At 58.9% G+C, this 22,367-nt stretch carries 24 protein-coding genes; 7 read left to right on the forward strand and 17 right to left on the reverse strand.

Features of this window, described 5'->3' with window-relative positions; translation table 11 throughout:
- Nucleotides 1-3: 3 nt before the first annotated feature.
- Genes ACYVHC_RS02635 through ACYVHC_RS02650 form a run of 4 tightly spaced genes read right to left on the reverse strand, consistent with a single transcriptional unit; the run spans nt 4 to nt 2,378 of the window.
- Complete coding sequence (locus ACYVHC_RS02635; protein WP_460612108.1) at nt 4-1,005, reverse strand: alpha/beta fold hydrolase; 1,002 nt, start codon at nt 1,003-1,005, stop codon at nt 4-6.
- A 57-nt stretch (nt 1,006-1,062) separates the two neighbouring features.
- The gene (locus ACYVHC_RS02640; protein ID WP_460612109.1) at nt 1,063-1,203 is read right to left on the reverse strand and encodes a hypothetical protein; all 141 of its coding nucleotides are present in this window, start codon (nt 1,201-1,203) and stop codon (nt 1,063-1,065) included.
- Complete coding sequence (locus ACYVHC_RS02645; RefSeq protein WP_460612110.1) at nt 1,164-1,631, reverse strand: hypothetical protein; 468 nt, start codon at nt 1,629-1,631, stop codon at nt 1,164-1,166. The genes ACYVHC_RS02640 and ACYVHC_RS02645 overlap by 40 nt, the downstream gene beginning before the upstream one ends.
- Nucleotides 1,632-1,658: 27 nt before the next feature.
- Nucleotides 1,659-2,378: a GAF domain-containing protein gene (locus ACYVHC_RS02650; RefSeq protein WP_460612111.1), complete on the reverse strand. Its 720-nt coding sequence runs from the start codon at nt 2,376-2,378 to the stop codon at nt 1,659-1,661.
- A gap of 285 nt (nt 2,379-2,663) precedes the next feature.
- Between ACYVHC_RS02650 and ACYVHC_RS02655 the strand changes: the two genes are divergently transcribed.
- The 3 genes from ACYVHC_RS02655 to ACYVHC_RS02665 all read left to right on the forward strand — a co-directional run bounded on the left by ACYVHC_RS02655 (nt 2,664) and on the right by ACYVHC_RS02665 (nt 6,358).
- A complete protein-coding gene (locus ACYVHC_RS02655) occupies nt 2,664-3,380 on the forward strand; it encodes a glycosyltransferase family 2 protein (RefSeq protein ID WP_460612112.1) in 717 nt (238 codons plus the stop codon).
- A gap of 74 nt (nt 3,381-3,454) precedes the next feature.
- A complete protein-coding gene (locus tag ACYVHC_RS02660; RefSeq protein ID WP_460612113.1) occupies nt 3,455-4,942 on the forward strand; it encodes a glycosyltransferase family protein in 1,488 nt (495 codons plus the stop codon).
- Nucleotides 4,943-4,996: 54 nt separating this feature from the next.
- Nucleotides 4,997-6,358: a glycosyltransferase 87 family protein gene (locus tag ACYVHC_RS02665; RefSeq protein WP_460612114.1), complete on the forward strand. Its 1,362-nt coding sequence runs from the start codon at nt 4,997-4,999 to the stop codon at nt 6,356-6,358.
- On the opposite strand, the gene ACYVHC_RS02670 is transcribed toward ACYVHC_RS02665, so the two are convergent.
- The 8 genes from ACYVHC_RS02670 to ACYVHC_RS02705 all read right to left on the reverse strand — a co-directional run bounded on the left by ACYVHC_RS02670 (nt 6,333) and on the right by ACYVHC_RS02705 (nt 12,260).
- Complete coding sequence (locus tag ACYVHC_RS02670; RefSeq protein WP_460612115.1) at nt 6,333-7,280, reverse strand: hypothetical protein; 948 nt, start codon at nt 7,278-7,280, stop codon at nt 6,333-6,335. The two genes, ACYVHC_RS02665 and ACYVHC_RS02670, sit on opposite strands and share 26 nt — an antisense overlap.
- A gap of 53 nt (nt 7,281-7,333) precedes the next feature.
- A complete protein-coding gene (locus ACYVHC_RS02675; protein WP_460612116.1) occupies nt 7,334-7,948 on the reverse strand; it encodes a TIGR04282 family arsenosugar biosynthesis glycosyltransferase in 615 nt (204 codons plus the stop codon).
- Between the two features lie 70 nt (nt 7,949-8,018).
- Entirely contained in the window at nt 8,019-8,558 is a 540-nt protein-coding gene (locus ACYVHC_RS02680; protein ID WP_460612117.1) for a rhodanese-like domain-containing protein, read from the reverse strand.
- Nucleotides 8,559-8,602: 44 nt separating this feature from the next.
- Nucleotides 8,603-9,655: a radical SAM/Cys-rich domain protein gene (gene arsS / locus ACYVHC_RS02685; RefSeq protein ID WP_460612118.1), complete on the reverse strand. Its 1,053-nt coding sequence runs from the start codon at nt 9,653-9,655 to the stop codon at nt 8,603-8,605.
- 71 nt (nt 9,656-9,726) lie between these two features.
- Nucleotides 9,727-10,059 carry a carboxymuconolactone decarboxylase family protein gene (locus ACYVHC_RS02690; protein WP_460612119.1) on the reverse strand — a complete coding sequence of 111 codons (333 nt, stop codon included), beginning with the start codon at nt 10,057-10,059 and terminating at the stop codon, nt 9,727-9,729.
- Nucleotides 10,060-10,160: 101 nt separating this feature from the next.
- Nucleotides 10,161-10,706, reverse strand: coding sequence for a heme NO-binding domain-containing protein (locus ACYVHC_RS02695; protein ID WP_460612120.1), 546 nt, complete (start codon nt 10,704-10,706; stop codon nt 10,161-10,163).
- Nucleotides 10,707-10,821: 115 nt separating this feature from the next.
- Nucleotides 10,822-11,700, reverse strand: a complete 879-nt coding sequence (locus tag ACYVHC_RS02700) for an anti-sigma factor (protein ID WP_460612121.1) — start codon at nt 11,698-11,700, stop codon at nt 10,822-10,824.
- A gap of 2 nt (nt 11,701-11,702) precedes the next feature.
- A complete protein-coding gene (locus tag ACYVHC_RS02705) occupies nt 11,703-12,260 on the reverse strand; it encodes an RNA polymerase sigma factor (protein WP_460612122.1) in 558 nt (185 codons plus the stop codon).
- 253 nt (nt 12,261-12,513) lie between these two features.
- On the opposite strand from ACYVHC_RS02705, the gene ACYVHC_RS02710 reads away from it, so the two are divergent.
- On the forward strand, nt 12,514-13,914 hold the full coding sequence (locus ACYVHC_RS02710) for an NAD-dependent succinate-semialdehyde dehydrogenase (RefSeq protein ID WP_460612123.1): 1,401 nt from the start codon (nt 12,514-12,516) through the stop codon (nt 13,912-13,914).
- 363 nt (nt 13,915-14,277) lie between these two features.
- Here ACYVHC_RS02710 and ACYVHC_RS02715 read toward each other — a convergent pair whose 3' ends face one another.
- Nucleotides 14,278-14,682, reverse strand: coding sequence for a ribosomal maturation YjgA family protein (locus ACYVHC_RS02715; protein WP_460612124.1), 405 nt, complete (start codon nt 14,680-14,682; stop codon nt 14,278-14,280).
- A gap of 234 nt (nt 14,683-14,916) precedes the next feature.
- Between ACYVHC_RS02715 and ACYVHC_RS02720 the strand changes: the two genes are divergently transcribed.
- Nucleotides 14,917-15,708, forward strand: coding sequence for an oxygenase MpaB family protein (locus ACYVHC_RS02720; protein WP_460612125.1), 792 nt, complete (start codon nt 14,917-14,919; stop codon nt 15,706-15,708).
- 116 nt (nt 15,709-15,824) lie between these two features.
- Here ACYVHC_RS02720 and ACYVHC_RS02725 read toward each other — a convergent pair whose 3' ends face one another.
- Nucleotides 15,825-16,871, reverse strand: coding sequence for an LLM class flavin-dependent oxidoreductase (locus ACYVHC_RS02725; RefSeq protein WP_460612126.1), 1,047 nt, complete (start codon nt 16,869-16,871; stop codon nt 15,825-15,827).
- Between the two features lie 230 nt (nt 16,872-17,101).
- Between ACYVHC_RS02725 and ACYVHC_RS02730 the strand changes: the two genes are divergently transcribed.
- Entirely contained in the window at nt 17,102-17,887 is a 786-nt protein-coding gene (locus ACYVHC_RS02730; RefSeq protein WP_460612127.1) for an SDR family NAD(P)-dependent oxidoreductase, read from the forward strand.
- A 25-nt stretch (nt 17,888-17,912) separates the two neighbouring features.
- Here the strand turns inward: ACYVHC_RS02730 and ACYVHC_RS02735 are convergent, their stop codons facing one another.
- The 3 genes from ACYVHC_RS02735 to ACYVHC_RS02745 form a co-directional block, all read right to left on the reverse strand.
- On the reverse strand, nt 17,913-18,683 hold the full coding sequence (locus tag ACYVHC_RS02735; protein WP_460612128.1) for a YdcF family protein: 771 nt from the start codon (nt 18,681-18,683) through the stop codon (nt 17,913-17,915).
- Nucleotides 18,684-18,760: 77 nt separating this feature from the next.
- Nucleotides 18,761-19,099, reverse strand: coding sequence for a thioredoxin family protein (locus ACYVHC_RS02740; RefSeq protein ID WP_460612129.1), 339 nt, complete (start codon nt 19,097-19,099; stop codon nt 18,761-18,763).
- A gap of 139 nt (nt 19,100-19,238) precedes the next feature.
- A complete protein-coding gene (locus tag ACYVHC_RS02745) occupies nt 19,239-21,020 on the reverse strand; it encodes a DUF885 domain-containing protein (protein ID WP_460612130.1) in 1,782 nt (593 codons plus the stop codon).
- A gap of 152 nt (nt 21,021-21,172) precedes the next feature.
- Here ACYVHC_RS02745 and ACYVHC_RS02750 point away from each other — a divergent pair, with 152 nt between their 5' ends.
- Nucleotides 21,173-22,366 carry a lactonase family protein gene (locus ACYVHC_RS02750; RefSeq protein WP_460612131.1) on the forward strand — a complete coding sequence of 398 codons (1,194 nt, stop codon included), beginning with the start codon at nt 21,173-21,175 and terminating at the stop codon, nt 22,364-22,366.
- Nucleotide 22,367: the final 1 nt, after the last annotated feature.

Genomic DNA, 22,367 nt, shown 5'->3' on the forward strand with positions numbered 1-22,367 from the left:
CTCTTACTTCAGGAACGCCAGCAGCGCCGCCTGAAACTTGGCGGGTGCCTCCAGGTGCGGAATGTGGCCTACACCGGCTAGTGGAACCAGTTTGGCACCTTTTATTTGCGCGGCGGTGCGGCGGCCTAGCTCTGGGTACTGGCCCATTTTAGCAAGTACCGCCGGGTCTTTAATCAGGCCTTTGCCCACCACCGTACGGTCGTCCTGCCCTATGATGAGCAGCGTGGGTACTGTTACGCGGCTGAACTCGTAGCTCACGGGCTGCTGGTAAATCATATGAAACGTGAGGGCGTTGGCGCGGGCAACCTTCGGAAAGTCGGGGTGGCGGGTTTGGGCGGCCAGGGGCAGCAGCCACTCGTCATGGGCTTTGGGGTAGCCGTGGGGGTAGTATGTGGCGTGGTACTTCCGGATGCTTTCTTCAGAGCTTTTCAGCTCGGTGGCTTCGGTTTGGTCAACCGTCTGGAAGGGCACACCCAGGCGGTAGTCTTCCAGCCCGATGGGGTTTTCGAGCACCAGCTTTTCCGTGATTTCCGGGTACAGCAAGGCGAACCGCGTGGCCAGCATGCCGCCCATGCTGTGGCCTACAATCACGGCCTTTTTCACGCCCAGCGTATCTAGCAGGCGTTTGGTGTTGTGGGCCAGCTGATGAAACGAATACTGAATTACTGGCTTATCTGACTTGCCAAAGCCAATCTGGTCGGGTACTACAACCCGAAATCCGGCTGCGGCCAGGGCCTTGATGGTTTCGCGCCAGTAGGCTCCGAAGAAGTTTTTACCGTGCAGCAACACCACGGTGCGGCCGTTGGCTTTGCGGCCGGCCGCTACCTCCATATACGCCATGCGCACCGGCTGGCTTTCCAGAGAAAGCGACAAATACTTTACCGGATACGGGTACTCGTAGCCCTCGAGGGTAGCGTTCAAGGAAGCGGGCGCTGCGGTTTGAGCCTGTGCAGTGGAAGCCAGTAGCACCAGGGTGAATACTAGGCCGAACAAGAATTTGGACATAGGGAAAGAGTTGGTAGGCCTGCGCTCAGTACCCAGGGGTTTGAGGCTGGGGAGGGGCTAGCCTTGGGCGGCGCCGCTCTGTTTCAGGCGTAGTTCCAGCACGCGGGTATCCTCGTTGCTCCAGATAAAATTGCGGATGTCTTCGAGGCGAAATACAGTCAGCCCATCGGGTGTGCCGTACTCGCTGAAGCACTCCACAAGACTTGTTCCGGGCTTAACTGGCGCACGTAACCGTAGTAATTCAGGCCCAGGTGAGTGTACACATTCACCAGCTGCCCGGCCTGGAGGGCCCGCTCCAGCATCAGCTGCATCGTTAGGTCGGGCTCGTCCAGGAAAGCCGGCGACTTCATGCCGCCGTACACTTTATCCAGGTTATCGGCCTTGAACTCTACGTGCCGGGTGTACTGGTCGTTAAAGGTCAGCTGAAACACATCCATCATACTGAACGATTGGATGGCCGTGGGCATCCCGTCGCGGTTGATGACGCGCAGCATCACCACCTCCTCTGAGAAGCTTAACACGTAGCCTATGGCAAAGCGGCCAGGTTCAGTATGACTGGTGCGCAGGCTCAACAGCTTTTTTTCCTGGCGGGCGCGCTCCAATACGCTCTGAAACAAACCGGACATGAATCGGAAATACGAGGGATAATCAGATTATTCGGTCAGGACACCGGCAAACTCCGCCAGCCGCTTCGTGAGCAGGTTGCGCAACGGGGTCAGCCGGTTCTGAGCCGCTTCCAACTCCGCCGCATTGTAAGTGAGGGTTCCGAGGCGGGCAGTGAGGTAGCGGACCATGGCGGCCTGGTCGTGCAGCAGTTCCTGAATCTCGGCCTGCGTCACGAGCCAGTCTGATTCCCGGTTGCTGGAAAGAAAGTATTGGCGCAGCGAGATGGTGAGGCTAACCAATTCCGCTAGAGCCATCAGCAGCTTTTCCTCGCCGGGGGTAATTTCACGTGGCTCCCGCCCAATGATGCACATGGTGCCAATGTTGCTGCCATCAGGCATGTGCAGCGGAGCGCCGGCATAAAAGCGCAACCCCGCTTCTTGAGCTGTATCGGGGTTAATCAGGCGGCAGCTATTCTCGTTCAGATCCTTATAGGACAGCACCTGATTCTGCAGAATGGCCGCCGAGCACAAGCTATCAGTGCGGGGTAACTGCTCCAGGCCAGGCAAACCTAGGTTGGCCTTGAAAAAGACCTTGTGCTCATCAATCAGTGAAATCAAAGAAATTGGCAGGTTAAACACCTGCGCAGCCAGCTCCACGTACTCGTTGAAAATGCGCTCGGGGGTTGTGTTAGTTATTTGGTAGTAGTGCAGGCTTTGGAGCCGCTCTTGGTCGTCGGGCGGAATAAGGGAATCAGGCAATGTGTTCATAACAACAGGTAATGGCAAGGCAGTAAACTCGTGGGGTACTAGTTGGTAGCCTTACAAGAGCAAGGGCTCTGCAACAGCCACAAACGTACAAATGGTAAGCCCGAACACTCAATAGCGAGGTCCAGAGTGCGCCATATGCGCAAGGTTCAATAATACTAACTCTAGAAAATGTTGCCTTGTTTCATTACGACGCAGTTCATTTGACGAGCCCAGTAGGTTTGTGGGCGCGTCGTGAAGAGGAAAGCAGCACAGTTGCGCATCTTTGCGGGCTCAAGCTGTAATTTCATGACCGTCTCTACTGCGCCGCTTCCCCCCGTCATCGACGTCATCATTCCGGCATATAATGAGGAGAAATCCATTGCCCGGGTGCTGGCTGAAATTCCGGCCGGGCTGGTGCGGGAGGTGATTGTGGTGGATAATAACTCCTCAGACCAGACGGGGCCTGTGGCGGCGGCGGCCGGCGCTACGGTAGTGCACGAGCCGCGCCCCGGCTACGGCCACGCCTGCCTGGCCGGCATGGCCCGCTGCTTTAACCGGCCGGCTCCGGAGCAGCCTGATATTGTGGTGTTTCTGGATGGCGACTATTCCGACTACCCCGCCGATATGACGCAACTGGTAGCGCCGCTGCTGCGCCAGGAAGCCGACCTAGTAATCGGCTCGCGGGCCCTGGGTGAGCGGGAATCCGGCTCCATGCTGCCCCAGCAAATCTTCGGTAATTGGCTGGCCACTAGCTTGCTGCACCTGCTGTACCGGGCCAAGTTCACGGATCTGGGGCCATTTCGGGCAATCCGGCGGGAGGCGTTGCAGCGTATTGGCATGCAGGATACCACATATGGCTGGACAGTAGAAATGCAGCTAAAAGCCGCGAAGCTGGGGTTACGCTGCACCGAGGTGCCGGTGCGCTACCGCCGCCGCATTGGGGTCAGTAAAGTTTCAGGCACGGTGAAGGGGACGCTGGGGGCTGGCTATAAAATTCTCTGGACGATTTTCCGGTATTTATAACCTGTGCCCTTTCTGCTTCACTAGCCCTTGCCCCGGCTACAACCCGCTTCTTTAGTTCTACTTCTCTTCGCGTAATGCTTGTTTTGTCCCTGTTGCTGGTAGTGCTCTATGGCCTGTGCCTGCTGTTGCTGCTGGGATTTAGCGTGGCACAGTGGCAGCTTACGCGACTGGCACGCCAAGCGTATGCGGCTCCTCCCCACCCCACCCCGGCCCCACCAGCTACCTGGCCCCGCCTGACGGTTCAGCTCCCTATTTACAATGAGCTGTATGTAGTGGAACGCCTTATTGATGCCTGCGCGGCCCTGAGCTACCCACCCGACCGGTTGCATATTCAGGTGCTCGATGACTCTACCGACGAAACCGTGGCGCTGGCCGCGGCCCGTGTGGCGCACTACCGGGCCCAGGGCCTGTGCATCGACCACGTGCGGCGCCCCAACCGGACGGGCTTTAAGGCCGGTGCCCTAGCCCATGGCCTGACCTTAACCGATGGGGAGCTGATTGCCATTTTCGATGCCGACTTTGTGCCCCCGCCCGATTTTCTGAGCCAGGCAGTGCCGCACTTCTTTCTGGATGACGCGGAACACACGCGCACCGGCGTGGTCCAAACGCGGTGGGGCCACCTGAACGAAGAGGACTCCCTGCTCACCCGGCTGCAGGCGTTTGGGCTAAATGCGCATTTCTACGTGGAGCAGGTGGGCCGCGAAGCCGGCGGACATTTCCTGAACTTTAACGGCACGGGCGGCATCTGGCGCCGCGCCTGCATTGAGGATGCCGGCAACTGGCACGCCGATACGCTAACCGAAGACCTAGACCTGAGCTATCGGGCCCAGCTGCGGGGCTGGCACTTCCGCTACCTACCGCACCTAGCGGCCCCCGCCGAGCTGCCGGCCGCCATGGATGCCCTTAAGTCGCAGCAGTTCCGCTGGACCAAGGGCGGCGCTGAAACCGCCCGCAAGCACCTGGGCGCAGTGTGGCGCTCTGCTTTCCCGTGGCGCACCCGTTTGCAGGCTACGTTCCATTTGCTGAACAGCTCAGTATTCGTGGCCATTCTGCTACTATCGGTGCTGAGTGTGCCGCTCGTGGTGGTGCGGGCCCGGGTGCCGGAGCTGCGGCCGGCGTTCTATATGGCCTCCTTGTTTCTGGTTACGTTAGTACCCCTGGTGTTTTACTTCCGGACCGCCTGGCAGCGCGCCGCTCTCGACCGGCAACTTCGCTCGGGGCCGGGGTTTGTGGCGCACCTGCTGTTGTTTTTGGCTTTCTCCATGGGCCTGGGGCTACACAACGCACGGGCCGTGGTGCTGGGGTTTATGGGTCAGCGCACGGCCTTTATCCGCACCCCGAAGCTAGGCTTGCTCCAGGGGCAAAGTGCCTGGCAAACCCGGTACCGCACCAGCCGGCTGCGCAGTGGCCTCACGCTGCTAGAGGGGCTGCTGTTTTTGTACTTTGTGGGGGGCATCGGGGCGGGCATCTACCTGCAGGAGTACGGGCTTTTGCCTACGCATCTGCTGCTGGCCACGGGTTACGGTCTGGTATTTTACTACTCCTGGCGCCACGCGGCCTGATGCCTCTCGGCAGGGTTTCTTTCTGATTTTCCACTTCCTTCTATTGCCTTGCCCGTGAGCTTTGCTAGTCGCAGCCTGCTGATTGTGTTGAGTGCGGGCGCTTACAGCTTGCTGGCGTATGCCACTCCGCGCACCAGTTTTGGCTTGCTGCTAGGGTTAGTGGCCGTGGCCTTTGGGGCGTATGTTGGACTAGTAAAAAGCGAGTTGCCGCTCCGCCAAGGCCTAGTACTGGCCTTGCTTCTGCGCCTGCTCTGGCTCCCGGCGCTACCCCAGCTCTCCGACGATTATCACCGCTTCCGCTGGGATGGCACTCTCGTGACGCACGGCCTGAATCCCTTCCAGTTTCGGCCCGATGAATTGATTGATAAAGCGGTTGAACCCCAGACGACAACTAGTACAGGAGCCGTGCCACCTGCCGTTCTGGAGCAGTTGCGCAACTGGTATCCGCGCCTGAATTCACCACATTACTATTCCGTATATCCGCCGGTGTGCCAAGCGGTATTTGGCTTGGCAGCCACGCTTTTTCCAACTTCTGAGCAGGGCTTTGTGGTGGTGTTACGGCTAGTAATTCTGCTGGTTGAAACTGCTTCTGCAGCCTTGTTACTAGCTCTGCTAAGGCGGTTCGGATTGCCTCAGCAACAGGCGTTGTGGTACCTGCTTAATCCGCTGGTGATACTAGAGCTGACTGGCAATGTACACTTCGAGGCACTGGTCATCTGCTTTCTGCTCCTGGTGTTCTGGCTGCTGGCGCGGGGGCAACGGGCGGCAGCGGGCGGCGCACTGGCGCTGGCGGTTGCCACCAAGCTGCTGCCGCTGCTGCTACTTCCGTTACTGCTGCGCCGCCTGAGCTGGCGCGGGCTGGCATTGTTTGTAGTAGCCTTGGGAGCTGGGCTGGTGGTATTGTTTGCGCCCTTTCTTTCCGCGGAGCTGGGCCGCCATATTGGCAACAGCCTGAGCCTGTACTTCCGCTCGTTTGAGTTTAATGCCAGTTTTTACTACCTGCTCCGGGCCGTGGGACAGTGGCTGAAAGGGTACAACACAATAGCAAGCCTAGGGCCAGCACTAGGTCTGGCCACGGCAGCAGGCGGACTGGCCATAGCGTTCCTGGAGCGGCGCCCCAGCTGGGCCTCGTTGCCGCGGGCCTTACTGCTGCTGCTCACGCTGTATTTTCTGCTGGCCACAACTGTACATCCGTGGTACATCGCGCCGCTGGTGATGCTAAGCGTGTTTACCCGGCTACGCTACGCGCTGGTATGGTCGGGAGTGGTGGGGCTGTCGTATGCTGCGTATCAAACCAGCACCTACACCGAGAACCTGTGGTTGGTGGGGCTGGAGTATATGGTAGTGCTGGGCGTATTAGGCCTCGATTGGCGCCAAGGCCGGTTTAGCCTCAGGAGGCCCGATCAGGTACCGTAGCTGTGTCCGGAGGAGCGATGGCGGGTGGGGTTTGAGACCAGTAGGCGTACCGGCTTACCTGCTTCAGCAGCAATGAGCGCCCGTCCCAGGTGGCCTGCCGCAGCAGCAGGTTGGGGTACTCTTTGGCAAACCAGTACGTGTTCTGCTTTTTCTCATCAAGCACTACTACTACACGCCAAGCGGGCTGCGGCGTATCAGCCGTCTGGGCATCCTCGGTGCGAATTTGGGCCTTGTAGAGCCGGGGCACGGCGGCCTGGTTGGTTTGCTGCAGCTCGTAGATGTGGGTAGTGAATGTAGGCTTCTGTGCAAAGCGAAGCGTGCGCAAGGTGTACGGCAAGGCATCCTCAAACAGGGCATCACGGCGCAGCTGGCGCTGGCCGGTGCCCTGCCCATCCCAGTACGAAGAATAGCTCTGCTGATACTGCAACCCGTTGTCGGATACGGCTTTGAACGTGTTGCCGCACCACTCCTGCGAGGAGCTGGTCAGCTTGTGCAGCTGAATGGGCTGGTCGCGCCGAAAGAACAACGAGGTCAGGAAGTGATACGGGTACTTATCGGTAGGAATGCTGCAAAACTGGTTGACCTTGATAACGGGAAATTTGTCTTTGCGCGTGTAATCATCCGTCTTGACGTTGAACTCCTGATTAAACTCTTCCTTTACCGTAATCAGGGTGTACTCAAACTGGCGGGCCTCACCATATATCATGCGCTCAGCGGCATAGGTGGCTACCTCGGCTTTGCCATCTTCCCAGAGCTTATCCATAGCCCACTGCTGCTGAAACGGCCCACCCCGCTGCGTTAGCGGGCTTGCCAAAGGTGCCGACGCGGGCTGTACTGCCGCTTTCTGCTCCGGCTCCGGGCGGCAGGAAAGCAGCCCGGAGGCAGTCAGGAAAGTAACAGATACGAGGAAGGCATGGCGCATGAAGCAGAGGATCGGCGTACGAGTGAGTGGGCTACAATACGCGCAAACCGGCCCTAAATGTTCTGCTTAGTTTGCTGCTGCCAGGCGAGCAGGTCGGCACCGGTGTCGATATCCTGTAGTTCGGGCAGCAGGTAGGGCCGCAGCCCCAGGCGGGCGGCATCGGCCAAGGTATCGGCGAGTACCGTATCGGTGCTCCAGGCTTTTTGCTGAAACAGCTCCGGCCACAGGTGCTTCATTCCGAGCAGGTAATAGCCGCCATCCAGGGCCGGGCCCAGCACCACATCGTGGGTTTGCAAGGCCGCAAATGCTTCCGCTACATGAGCCGTGGTCAGGCCCGGACAATCAGTACCGATGATAACTACTGCCGTAGCCTGGCGGGCGAAGTCGTGGGTGAAAGCGGCCTGCATTTTGGCTCCCAGGTCGCCGGGCGGCTGAGGTTGCTGCTCGTAGTCAGGCCAGGGCTCGGTGCAGTCAGCCAAAGGGCCGGCCTCAGCCAGCCATACAGTTTTGTGCACATCCAGCGGAGCTACCTGGGCCCGCGTGTGCGCTACTAGCCCCTTATACACGGCCAAAGCTGCTTCCGCGCCAATATCGGCGGCCAACCGGGTTTTTACGCGCCCCAGCTCCGGGTACCGGGCAAACAAGATAAGGTGAGCACGTTGTAGCAAGGAAGCGGTAACAGGAGCTGAAGATGAACAGGTTTAATGACGAGAAGTACCTAGTAAACCGGATACGTCGTTACTCGTAGCTCGCGACGCCCTGTTTCAGCCAAGGGCGCCACAGCACAGAATACGGGTGCACCTTGGTGGTAGGACCTTGCGCATTCACAACCCCTAGCCCGTCGTTCACCCACTGAAAAATACCCCCGTACAAATTGCGCACATTCCGAAAGCCCTGCTCCTGCAACCAAGTTCCTACCTGCTCGCTGCGTGCTCCTACGGTGCAATACACCACAATCGGTTGGGTGCGCGAAATCTGGCGCAGGTCGGTTTCCCGAAAATGGTCGTAGTCGATGAAGCGGGCGCCGCGCAGATGGCTTACGCCAAACTCGGCGCGGCTGCGCGTATCCAGGAGCAGCACTTGTTGGGGGCTTTGTTGCAAATCATGGGCTAGGGCGGCGGGCTGCACCACCGGCACGGTTTGCTTGTAAAGCACGCGCAGCATCTGGTCGTACGCCGACATGGCAGGGGTTTGGGGTGCGTCGGTTTTCTGTTGGCCGCAGGCCGTAAGGGCCGTAGTCAGCAGAAACCCCAGCAGCAGGCTGGTGCTTCGCTTCATATAGGTAGCCACCGAAGATGGGTAAGCACGGTAGGGCACTGCTACTAGGTGGTAGCGCCGCCGCAACTGGAGCCGGCGCCGGCCGTGCAGCCGTAGCAGTGCTGATTGATGACAATAGCACGCTCAGCAAGAGGCGCGTAAGCAAAGTCGCGAATGTGCTGCGGGGCACTGGCTTCCACTACTAGGTCTAGCTGCTGGTTAAAGTCACAGTCATAAAGCTGCCCATCCCACCCAATGCTGAGGGTAGTGCGGCACATGACGTTGGCGGCCGCTACGGGGTTGTAGGCATCTACGAGCTTGGCCATGTAGCTTTCGTAGTTGCCGCTTTCCAGCAGATATTCCAGAAACCGGCTGACCGGCAGGTTGGTAATCGTGAGCAGGTTGTTGAATACGATGCCATGCTCCCGCCCCAGCCGCTGCTTAAACTCGCGCTCCAGGCCGGCTTGGCTGCCGGGCATAAACGCCCCCGACGGGTTATACACTAGGTCCAGACTCAGGCCCGATCCTTCTACGCCATAGCCCACGGCGTTCAGCATTTTCAGGGCCCGAATGGAACGCTCAAACACCCCGTCGCCGCGCTGGGCATCGGTGCGGCCGGCCGAGAAGTGCGGCAACGACGAAACCACCCGCACCCGGTGCCGGGCAAAAAACTCCGGCAAATCGTGGTACTTGGGGTTGGCCACAATGATGGTGAGGTTGCAGCGCACAATGGTTTCGCGCCCCAACGCCGATATCTGCTCCACCAGCCACCGGAAATCGGGGTTCATTTCGGGCGCGCCACCCGTCAGGTCTACTACCTCAATCTCTGTTTGGTCCAACGCATCCAGGCACAGCTGCATGGTTTCGCGGGTCATGATTTCGGTGCGGTCGGGCCCGGCATCTACGTGGCAGTGGCGGCAGGTTTGGTTGCACATTTTGCCCACGTTCAGCTGCATCACGCTCAGGCCCGTGGCGCGCAACGGCAGCAGGCCGCTTTCGCGCAGCTTGCTGGCAAAGGAAGGCAGATACGCACCTTCCACATCGGCCTGGGTGAGCACAGTGAGCTGGTAGGCCGTATCGGAGAGCGGGGCGTGCCGGGCCTGAAGAGACTTGGTCATGAGTTACTAACTACTTAACGAGGGAGCCGGTTCGGTATTCTTGCCATCGCAGGCTTCTTCGCCGGTGGTTATTACATACTCAGCTCTTTGGCTTTGTTCATCATCTGCACGCCGTGTACCAGCGCCGCGCCGCCCTTAATGGCCGCGGCTACGTGCACGGCTTCCATCATTTGGGCTTCATCGGCACCCTTTTGCAAGGAGTCGGTGGTGTAGGCATCAATGCAGTAGGGACACTGCACAGCATGTGCCACGGCCAGGGCAATCAGGGATTTTTCGCGCTCCGTGAGGGCGCCGTCCTTGAATACTTCGGCGTAGTAGGCAAAGAACTTGTTGCCCATTTCAGGCTGCCACTCCGTGATGTTGCCAAACTTGGCCAAGTCGGCGGGGTTATAATACGTGCTCATAAAACGTGTGCTTTAGAAGATAAACGGAAGGACTGCAGCAACTGGATTTTCCGGCCCGGTGCAGCGTAAGCTACTACCCCACTGCAAAGCGCAAACCCAACCTATGGTTTTATGCGCCGCACCCGAATCCGGACTTTTTCGCCATTTTCGCTGGTGGTGGGTTCTACCAGTATTGCATCGGCTTCATCGTAGTGCGCCGCAATGCCGCGCACAATGCCCACGGCCAGCGCGCCCATACGCCGCGCCGACACGTAGTCGATAAACAGTTCATCGGGCGAAACGCGGGTTACGTTCAGTACGGGTGGCGCATTCTGCACGTGCTCACTGCGCACCTGCTTGTGCATGGTTCCTTCTGTGTGCTCTAGCATATCCAGAGTGGTCCATTCCGGCTTCACCAGCTTCTGATACATGTACATCAGGTCTGGCACTAAGTATTCGCCAAACTTCTCGTGGAGCTCGTCGGCCGAAAGGCCCGTCATGACAGCGGCCTCTCCTACCAACCGGTACATGTGCTCATCGGGGTACACCTCCTTGTGGTCGAAGTCGGTAGCCGACAGCCCGGAAGCCTCTAGTAGCCGCAGCCAGGTGCTATGGTCATACTGCGTCTGAACATAGCGTTTTAAGAGCGTGAAGATGGTTCCGTGCACGGGAATAAGAGTAAAGTAGGCCGGAAGATACACCAAAACAGCACTCCTTATGCCAAACAAGGAGCAGGCTGCCTGGGCTGCCTGCTCCTCGCTGTAGTGCTAATCAGCCACTAGGCTAGATGTTGCCGATAACCGTCATGGTGCTCAGCGTGGGTGATGCTACCCCGCCTTCATCCTCTACCGTCATGGCAAAGGCCTGAGCGCTGGCAATGTCTTTCATCTGCTGAATACTGTCGCCGGCGGCGGTAGTAGAGGCCAGCACCCCGGCATCTACGGGCTTGCCATTATCAAGAGCCCAGAGCTGATACTGCTTGCCGGAGGGCAGGGCAGGCAAGTTGCGGACATCCACATACACGGCTTTCGTCTTGGCGTTGTAGTACACGCGGGCCAAGGCCTCGGGGGCTTTGGGTGTGCCTTTCAGCTCCACCGCCCGGAAAGCCGCGCTGCGCAGTACTGCTAGTTGCTGGTCACGCTCGTTGAGGGCCGCCTGCTGGGTAGCCGCGTAGCGCGACTGTTGCGTTTGGGCTACTTCGAGGCTGGCTTCAGTTTGTTTCAGGCGGTTATAGAGCAAGTAGTTGCCTAGGGCGCTCAGCACCAGCAAGGCTACCGAGGCAGCAATCATCCAGCGGGTACGAGAGCGGCCGGCGTCTTCCACAGGCATCTGGCGTACTACAGCCTCACCGGGAGCCGGTGCTACTGGGGCACTAGGCTCGGGAGCCGAGGCAACCATGCGGGGCGTTGCCGCTACGGGCACCGGCGCTGCCTGAATGGCCTGCTGCCAGCCTTGTAGCACCCGCTCCCGCATACCAGCCGGAGGCGTTATGGCATGCGCTTCAGCGTAGGCGTCTAGAGTAAGGGTAATGTTGCTGAGTTCTTGGGAAACTTCCGGGTGTTCCCGTACGACGCGCTCTACGTCAGCGCGCTCGGCCTCGCTAAGCACGCCCAGGGCGTACTCCTCAAGGATACCAGATTCGATATACTCCTGTATGTTCACGATTACCGAATCAGTTTAGAGAGTACTTTGATAGCCGCCCGGGCCCGGGTTTTCACGGTGCCCAGCGGAAGACTGAGTTCTTCTGCCACTTCACTTTGCGTAAATCCGCCGAAATAAAGCAGGTCCACGATTTGCCGCTGCTCCGGATTCAGCTGGCGCGTCATTTCCTGCAAACCAATGTGCTCAGGCCGGAACGAAGGTTCGGCGGCCTGGCGCAGCGCTGCACTTTCTTCGATGGGCTGCGTACGACTACCTACGCGGTACTCTCGCGAGCGGATTTTGTCGATGGCTAAATTTCGGCACACGTTCATCACCCAGGTAAACAAACGGCCTTTGCTGGCGTCGTAGGAGGGAAAGGAGTGCCAGATTTTAACCATGGCCTCCTGCAACACGTCCTCGGCAATTTCTTCTTTCTTTACAATGCGCAGTATCACGCCGTAAAGGGCTGTGGAGTACTTGTCGTAGAAGATGGTCATAGCGCCCTCGTCCCGGTCGCGCAAACGTTGCACAAGCAGAACTTCAGTTTCAAGGGCAGCCGACTCAGGAGTAGGAACAGACACGGGCAGCAGCTAAGGGAGGCAAGGCGGCAGGTAGCCGCCCCACAGATGGAACGAAAGTACAGGATAAAGCTAAATTTCGGCGCGCTGCTACAGAACAAAGTATATAGTAAGCGCTATCGTTCTGCTGCTACGCCCCTTGCCGGGCCGAAGTTGCCGCGGTTGAGCTTAACCATTGGCCTAGCAGGCTTGTTTAGCAGGGCTGGCTTACCGGTTGCTACTCTTTCACTTAAGTTCCTATTCCTTTCCTTTTCCTATGGCCATTGAATCTTTCAACCCCTACACCGGCCGCGTAGAGCGCCGCTTTCGTGCCTTTAGCTGGGTTAAAACAGAGCGCATTCTGGGCCAGGCCCACCGTGCCTTCAGCCAGTGGCGCACTACCCCCTTCTCGTACCGCAGCCGCCTGATGCACCGCGCCGCCGACCTGCTACGCGAGCGGCAGGATGAGCTGGCCCGCCTGATGGCCATTGAAATGGGCAAACCTATTGTAGATGGCCGGGCTGAGGTACTGAAATGCGCCCTCACCTGCGACTACTATGCCGACCACGCCGAGCAGTTTCTGGCCGACGAAGAAATCAAGACCGAAGCCCAGCTCAGCTTTATTGCCCACGAGCCCATTGGCGTGGTGCTGGCCGTAATGCCCTGGAACTTCCCGTTCTGGCAGGTGGTGCGCTTTGCCGCGCCCGCCCTTATGGCCGGCAACGTGGGCCTGCTCAAGCACGCTTCTAACGTGCCGCAGTGCGCCCTGGCCCTGGAGCGGATTTTCCACGACGCCGGCTTCCCTCCTGCCACTTTCCGCACCTTGCTCATCGGCTCCGACCTGGTAAGTAAGCTGATTGAAGACGACCGGGTACGGGCCGTAACGCTCACCGGCTCGGAGCCGGCTGGTGCACAGGTGGCCGCTACGGCCGGCCGCGAAATCAAGAAAACAGTACTGGAGCTGGGCGGCTCCGACGCCTTTATTGTGCTGGCCGATGCCGACCTGGAGTTGGCTGCCAAAACTGCCGCCCAGGCCCGCATGATTAACGCCGGCCAGAGCTGCATTGCGGCCAAGCGGTTTATCGTGGAAAAGAAGGTAGTGAAGGAGTTTGTGACCCAAATGAAAACGCACCTACTCGCGTTCCGCACCGGCGACCCGCTCGAGGAAAGCACGCAATACGGCCCGCTGGCCCGCCCCGACCTGGCCGATGAGCTCACCAAGCAGGTAGAAGACTCCGTGAAGCAAGGCGCCAAAGTGGAGCTGTATGGCGGCCAGAGCAAGCCTGGCACGGCCTTGTTCCGCCCCATGATGCTTAGCCACGTGAAGCCCGGCCAGCGCGCCTACGAAGAGGAGTTCTTCGGGCCCGTGGCCATTATTCTGGAAGCTAAAGACGCCGATGATGCCATCCGGCTGGCCAATGACTCACGCTTTGGCCTGGGTGGCTCCATCTGGACCCGCAATGTGCAACGCGGCCAAGAGCTGGCGCGGCGCGTAGAGGCCGGCGCGGTGTTCGTGAATAGCATGGTGAAGTCAGCGCCGGAAATGCCGTTTGGCGGCGTGAAAAAGTCGGGCTACGGCCGGGAGCTTTCTCACTTGGGCATTCGGGAGTTCGTCAACCAAAAGTCAGTTTGGATAGCCAAGGAAAGCGCTCCTGAAGCCAAGAAAAAAGTGGAGTAAGTACTAGCCCCCGCAGTTGTGCAAACCCCTTGCCCCCAGCCGAGGCCACTTGGCGGCTCAGGCGGGGGTAGTAACATGTAGGAAGCCGCTGGTCTTCCTGAGCTTCATCTGCTCTATCTCGCGTGCAGTAGTATTGTCCTGCTGAGCAGCAGCGCATTCAGCCAAGGACCGAAGCATCTCGCTTAACTGACGTTACCAAAGTAACTGTCATTCCGAGCGCAGTCGAGGAATCTCGCGTGCTGATGTTGATTTACCAGTACAACATCAGCACGCGAGATTCCTCGACTGCGCTCGGAATGACGTTCTGTTTTTAGTAGGCCCCTCGCTAGGCCACTTGCTCACCACTGGCGTACGGCTGCCTGATTATGACGGAGTTTGGCTTGCATTTTCGGGCAGCCACAACCGCTCTGCTCCTAGCCCAACGAGTACTCCCACTGCGTAGCACAGCAGGTCGCTCCACAAAAAGCCATGGCCTAGTACCAGGCTGCCCAGCGTTGTGTGCCGCAGCGCACGTAGCCACGGCGCCTGGAAGAGCTGGCTTAACTCAATGGCAACGGCAAACCCGGCAGCCAGCACCGCAACCCGTTTACTAGGCCAACGAGGCCAGCAAACTCCCACCAGCCAGAAAACCAGCAGTGCCCATAGCGTATCGCCGGCATAGGCTGCTACCCAGGCAGGAAGTGATGCCCCGAACCGGCGAGATGCCAGGCCCAGCACCATCGTCAGGGCCAGGAGCAGCCCATACCCAACCCTATTTCTACTAACCATGATAAGCGGATAGATAACTGGCAATATTATGTTTACTTTGCAATTCAAAGTTATTTGCAATACAACAAATAACTAAAATAAGTTGAACACTTAACCACAGGAATGTCATGCCGACTGCTGGATCTGCATGATGGGCTTACTTCGGATATAGCTAAACAACTCACTCATCCCATTCAGAATAAGCACCTACTGTAATGGGTTGGTGTTGGTAGTTTCAGAAGCAGGTAGAAGAATATGGAGTATTTCGTTGCGAAAGATTCGGTGGTGCGCACTATTTGGGGCAAGGCCGATATTGTGTTGTTTGTGTTTGCCGGCGCCGCCGCCGAGTTTGCCGTGAACAAGGCCGTTGACTGGCTGTACTTCACGGGCCGCCTTCCCGCCGACCCCTTGGCCCGACTGTTCTCTACCGTAGAGTACGCCCGCCAGATTGTGTTTGCCAACCGAGCCGGCGCCGAGCGGGCTATTGACACCATTGCGGCCATTCATGGGGCTGTAGAAGCGCAGCGGGGCCAGCGCATTCCGGACTGGGCCTACCGCGACGTGCTATACATGCTCATCGACTATTCCATTCGGGCCTTTGAGCTGCTGGAACGGCCCATGACGGTGGCCGAACGGGCGGAAGTGTTTGAGGTATTTGGGCGGGTTGGCCAGCGCATGGGCATTCCGGACTTACCCACTACCTACTCTGCCTGGCTCACTGACCGAGAGTTGCACCTCACCCAGGACCTAGCGCCCAGCCGCTTCACCACCGACCTGTACCAGCAATACCGAAAACACCTGGGCCCGTTACGCTACCATTTGTTGCTGCAAGGCCAGCGCCTGGTGGCGCCCAAACTAGTGCGGGAGTTGCTCCAGCTAGGTTCCCGCTCCTGGCTACAGCCCATTGTGCCGCTGTACCGCCACACCCAGCACCTAACCCTCAGCCAATGGGTGAAAACCCTGCTGCTGCCCCCATCTTACCGCGACCAGATTCTGGCGCTGGATAAACTTCCCACCCCGAAACCGGCACGCCCCGCCTATCACTAGCCTCCGGAGCAAGTCAAACCCCACGCCTCGGCCCCAACAAAAAACACCCGACTACAGAGCCGGGTGTTTTGGTATAGTGGCGCTTAGCGCAAAGCCAGCTTGCGGCTGTGTGAGGGCTAGGCGCCCACTGGCTGCGCAGCAGCTAACGGCGCCGCCACCTGCCCTTTTAGCTCCGCCAGAATTTCATAGGAGCGCAAGCGCGCGGCAGGGTCGAAAATGTGCGACACCACCATCAGCTCGCTCATCTTGGTTTTGGTGATAAAGGCGTCGAGCTTGCGGGCTATGGTTTCGGGGCCGCCCACAAACACGTAAGTCATCATCTGGCGTACGGCGGCTTCCTCGTAGTCGGTCCAGTAGCCATTCATCGTCTCAATGGGTGGCTGAAGCGGGTGGGTTGTGCCCCGAATGATACCTAGCGCAAACATATAGAAGGAGGTAGCCAAGCGCTCGGCTTCCGCATCGGTGTCGGCGGCAATAACATTAATGCAGGCCATGGCATACGGCGTGGCCTGCTGCGCTGAGGGGCGGAAGTTGCTGCGGTACAGGCGCAGGGCTTCCTCTAAGTAGATAGGCGCAAAGTGGCTGGCGAAGGCAAACGGCAAGCCCAAAATGGCCGCTAGCTGCGCGCTATATGTACTGGAGCCCAGCAGCCACACCGGAATATCCAGCCCTTCGCCGGGCACGGCGCGCACCTTGGCCGTCCGGTTTTCCGCCGACAAATACGTGCGCAGCTCCTGCACGTTTTCGGGGAAGTCGTTGACCGAGTTGCGGGCGTCACGGCGCAGGGCCTGCATCGTTACCTGGTCGGTGCCCGGGGCCCGGCCCAGCCCCAGGTCAATACGGCCCGGGTATAGCGAGGCCAGCGTCCCGAACTGCTCGGCTACTACCAGCGGGGCGTGGTTGGGCAGCATAATACCACCCGAGCCCACCCGGATAGTAGAGGTGGCGCCCGCAATATGCCCAATCAGGATGGCGGTGGCGGAGCTGGCAATGCTGGCCATATTGTGGTGCTCGGCCAGCCAGTAGCGGGTGTAGCCCCACTGTTCGGCGTGCTGGGCCAGCTGCGCGCTATGCTGGAAGGTATCGGCGGGCGTCTGGCCCTGTAAAATGGCCGCCAGATCGAGCACAGAAAGTGGCAGATTGGCTAGCTGAGATGTAGTCATGGATGTAAATCAAGGTAGAATGCCGAGTACAGCATTGGGCCCCGCTGCGCGCGCTAGGGTTGATGCCGTAACATACCCTAGGCAACAAGGGCCAACGTGTGCTTCTAGTGTGCGGCGGAAGCTGGTAAAACCTGGGGCGGGCCGGAAAAGTTTATGGCCTGGTACATCTTCCGCTCACCTCCCTATCGTACAGATACCGAGCCTTCCCCCTTTCTACCCAAGTTTACCGCATGGAGCCTACCTCACTTACTGGAAAGAAAGTTGTTATTACCGGTGCCTCTAGCGGCCTGGGGTTTGCCATGGCGCAGGCCCTAGCCGGAGCCGGCGCCACCGTCCTGATTACCGCCCGCAGCCGCCACTCCCTCGACGAGGCTATTTCTCGGCTTGAGCACCTGCCAGGCCCTGTATCGGCCCGCGTGCTGGATGTACGTGACGAAGACTCTATTGCGGCTACCGTGGAGTGGGTGCGCGCAAACTGGGACGGGCTAGATATGTTGGTGAACAATGCGGGCATCGGGATGCGCACCGTCAACCCTAATTTTCTCACGACCCCGCAGCCGTTTTATGAAGTTAGCGCCGCCGGTTTCCGCGACCTGCTCGACACCAACCTGACGGGCTATTTTCTGGTGGCGAAAGGCTTTGCGCCGCTGCTGGTAGCCCAGGGCCGGGGAAAAATTGTGAACATCTCAATGAATCACGACACCATGAAGCGCAAAGGCTTCATTCCTTACGGACCTTCCCGCGCCGGTGCCGAGTCGCTTTCCTTGATTATGGCCGAAGACCTGCGCGACTTTCACATTGATGTGAACATGCTGCTACCCGGCGGCGCCACCGAAACCGGCATGATTCCCGAGAGCTTTGAGCAGCGCGGCACCTTATTGCCACCCACCGTACTGGCGCGGCCCATTATGTTCCTGGCTTCTGATGCCAGCACCGGTATCACAGGGCAACGCATTGTGGCCACAGAGTTTGAGCAGTGGCTGCAGCACCACGCCCAACCCACTAGCCCGGTATAAGGCCAGAACCAGGAGCAACGGTTGGCTACGTGGCGTACCCTAGCAGGCGGTACACAGCATACCCCGATAGTTCGTGCAGCAGTATACTCCATAGTCGGAAGGCCTCTTCACTAGGCACCAACCAGTAGGAAAGTGTTGGTTGGCGGTCAGTGGAGTAGTACGAGGCCGGGAAAGCCACCGGGCGCAGGCCTACCTTCCGGAAGCACCCTAGGGCACGCCGCTCATGAAAGGCGGAGGTAACCAGCACGATGGACTTGATTTCAGGGTGCCGGGCCAACAGGGCCTTAGTGTTCAGGGCGTTTTCACGGGTATTGCGGCTTTCCGTTTCCAGCAGAATATCCTGGGGCGGCACTCCAGCCAGCCGCAACAGAATCCGGAGTTCCTCGGCCTCGGAGCGTGTTTTCACCCCAGATAAAGCCCCGGAGCCACCCGAAACTATGATGTCGCGCACGCGCCCGGCCCGGTACAGCCACAGGGTGTGCAGCAGGCGGTCTGCGCCCTGGGTTACGTATACCCGGTCGTGGGGGGCTTTGCGCCCGCCAGTTATGCCCGTAAGCAGCACAGCAGCATCGTGGTGGCCCAGCTTCGAGAGGCGCACCGGCGGCACTTCCCAGGCCAGCATTACCTCATTGATGAGCGCACCATTCGTGAAAACCAGGGCCAGCCCAAGCGCCGCCAGCAGCAAGCGTTTGCCCCAGCGCGAAGTCCGCAACAGGGCCGCTAGCACCAGCAGTGCCACCAGCCACACCGCCGGCGACAGCAAAAAATCCAGAACTTTAGATAAGATAAAAAACATGGCCGCGAAACTACATCGGGTTTCCCAATGTGGCTTCGCGGCCCAGTGCACCCTAGTAAACACTAGGTGCGGCGGCGTTATAAAGTGGTATCAGAGCAGTTTTGCAGTTTCGTGAGCATCAGCTGTACTTCTTCTTCGGTTTGCAGCGTGTCGCACTCCGTGAGGCGGCCGCGGCAGTAGGCCACAAAAAACGGAGCCACTTTCGTAGCCATCATTTTGCGAGCCACCGGGTTTTCGTCGGAATTCAGGCGCAGAAAAGTGGTATTGCCATAGCGAGGGTCAACGGACATCTTCTCGAAGGGCGGAGTCAGCAGGTCACAAATCGGACAGTTCTTCGACGTGAACTTGGCTAGTACGCGGGGGAAATCGTGGACGAGGGTGCGCAGGCCCTCATCGTTGGTGTCAATAACTTTCATGCAACAGGTAGTGGTGGAGAATCATAGGATCAGCTGCGTAAAAAAGCCGACGTGGAGGTTTCTCCTGCAGACAAAAAGCCAGCCCCAGAAAATTCCTTTCCAAGGCTGGTTTTGGTTTTTTAACGAGAAGGCAGGCGCACTAGTTATTATTCTGCATCATCTGCCGGATGTACTTTACCGGGGCGCTGCCGTAGCTCAGGAACTGCTCATGAAAGCGCTTAAGGTCAAACTCAGCGCCTTGCTTTTTCTTAAGCTCTTCGCGCAAATCATAGATTTCAGAGGAGCCCGTGAAGTAGCTGCTGAGCTGCACTTGGCTTAGGGTAGCGCGCAGCCACTTGTTGCGGGCCTCGGCTTCTTCCTGAAAACCATCGCGCTGCAGCATAGCCACGGCGGCCTGCTCCGAGATATTGTTGACGTGGACCTCATGGTCGAGGATGGCGTTTAGGGTCACGCGCATATTCCACTTGTCCCACATCAGCCACATTTCGTCGGTGTTGCCGCCGTAGCCGCTTTCCAGCATCATGCGCTCGGTGTACACGGCCCAGCCCTCAATCATGGCACCGTTGCCAAAAATCGACTTCACCAGCGAGGGGCTGCGGTTGGCGTACACCAGCTGGGTATAGTGCCCCGGAATGGCTTCGTGGATGTTAAGAATCTGGAGCGTGTACTGGTTGTACTCGCGCAGGTAGCTTTGGGCCTGGGCGGCGGGCCAGCCCGTGAGGGGCTCTATGTTGTAGTAGGTATTGGCTGCTTTGTCGTAGGGGCCGGGCGCCGAGATGCTGGCACCAGCGCCGCTACCGCGCATATACAGCGGCGTCTCACGGACAACCAACGGCTTGGTAGGGTCCTGGGTGAGCAGCTTATGGTCATCCACCCACTTTACAAGCGTCGGCATCTGGTCCTGTACGGCCTGCACAAAGCCAGCGGGGGTAGCGTGCTGCTCAGAAAGCTTTCCGATAACCTGCTTGATAAGAGCCAGTGAGTCAGTAGGTGCCGGCTGGCCAGGGAAGTATTTAGGCCAGAGCCGTGCGGCGCGCTTGCCCATGTCATGGAGCAGTTCTTGGCGGTGCTGCTGGGCTTTGCGGTACACCTCATCGGCGGAGTAGCTGGACTGAATATCCAGGGCAAACTTGCGGTCGAAGAGCGGCTTGTCAATGCGGAAGCTGCGGAATTTACCGGCCGGCAGCACCTCTTGCTGCAAAAAGCGCAGGTAGCCATCCATCACCATTCTGGTAGTAGCAATGCGGTCGGTTAGGTCTTTCTTTTCTACCGCCGTCAGGCCCGATTTCGCTACCGAGTCTTGCAGCGCTTTCCCAAATACTTCCAGCCCGCCTTTGGTTTGCCGAATAGCTAGGTTGGTGTGCTCGCGGGTGGGCGTCCGGATGTTTTGCTTAGCGGCCTCGTAGTAATCGGCCGAGCGGCTTATTTTGTTGCTGATGGCCAGTAGCCGGCGCTCCAGGGGGTGGTAGCGGCCATTGAGGATTTCGGCTACCGAGGAGCCCAGGTTATAGCCCGCCGGGTTCCACTGCCAGTCGCGGAGCGTATCGGCGTAAAAGCGGGCCGACTGCAGGTAGTTTTCCAGCAGGCGGAAGTCGGTTTGGTTGTTAGTAGAAAGCTTTTCGACCTGGAAGATTTCCATTTCCTGGCGGCGCCGCGCCAAAGCCGCCGCTTCCGTTTGCCGGCGCCCGGCCGTGGGTATCACCAGCAGAGAATCGTAGCGGTGGTAGCCGGCCGAGGAGGCCCACTCGGGGTTATAATACCACAAGGAGTCAATGAAGCGCTGCTTGTACCGGTCGAAGTCCGCATCAACGGTTTCGGGCGTGCCGGAAGTGGGCTTATCGGAGGAGTTGCAGGCACTAAGCACCGACGCGCCCGCCAAGGCAGCGGCCAGCACCAGCCGGGAGGGTAGTTGTTTTATCATAGAGGCGGCAAAGGGAAAAACGCTAAGTAGCAAGGTAGCGCCCAAGGACGCGGATTGCTACCAGGCGTTGCGGCACACTAGGCATTGTTGCATTTATATCCTCATTTTTACGCTACTGATCCTACTTCCCGTGCTCACCTTTCCTACTTGTTATGTCCGTATCCAATCCTAGCCGCCGCAATTTCTTGTACACCCTTGGATTTGGGCTAGCTGGCAGTGCCCTGCTGGCGGCTTGCGCCCGCACGGGGGCTAGTGCCACACGGCAATCTAGCCTAGTGTATGTGGGCACCTATGGCCCCGCCGACCAGGAAAATATTGTACTCTACCGCCTCAACCCCGATACTGGAGTGCTAACCCGCGTAACGGGCGCCAAAGGCGGAGCCAGTCCCTCGTTTCTGACCGTAGATGCCCGGCGCCGCTACCTCTACGCCGTGAATGAAGTTGATAATTTTCAGGGCACGCCTAATGGAGGCGTGAGTGCATTTGCCATTGATAAGCAGAGCGGCGGCTTAACGCTACTAAACCAGCAGGCCTCGGCGGGCACCATTCCGTGCTACATCAGCCTCGATGCCTCGGGCCGCAACGCGCTGGTGGCCAACTACGGTACCGGCTCGGTTGGCACCCTGCCCATTGGGCCCGATGGCCGCCTGCAACCGGCCTCGGCTACGGGCCAGCACACCGGCAGCGGCCCGCACAAAGACCAGCCCCATGCCCGCGCTCACTGCCTGCTGCCCGACCCCGCCGGACGGTTTGTGTTTGCCGTGGACTTAGGCACCGATACCGTGTACGCCTACGCCCTGGATGCCGCCCGTGGCACCTGGCAGATCCGGCCCACGCCGGCTTTTCAGGCCAAGCCTGGTGCGGGGCCGCGCATTCTTGCCTTCCATCCTACCCAGCCCCGCGCTTACCTCATCAACGAGCTGAACTCCACCCTAACGGCTCTGGCGTACAACGCCGCTGAGGGCACTTTCACTGAAATCCAGACCATTTCGACGCTGCCCGAGGGCTTTTCGGGGTGGAATGCCTGCGCCGATGTGCACGTCTCGCCGAACGGCAAGTTTGTGTACGGCTCTAACCGCGGCCACAACAGCCTGGCGGTTTACAGCCTGGAGGAGGGTAGTGGCCGCATGCGCTTGGTAGAACACGTAATGCTGCCCGGCAAAACGCCCCGCAGCTTTGCCTTCGACACCAGCGGCCGCATTGTGCTAGTAGCGCACCAGCAGTCCGATACCATCGTGACATATTTTGCTGATGCCCAAACCGGCCGCCTTACCCCCACCGGCGCCAGCGTGGAGCTGCAGGCGCCCGTGTGCCTGCAGGTGTACCCTGACTTTCTGCGGGGGTAAG

The sequence above is a fragment of the Hymenobacter seoulensis genome (assembly GCF_054780535.1).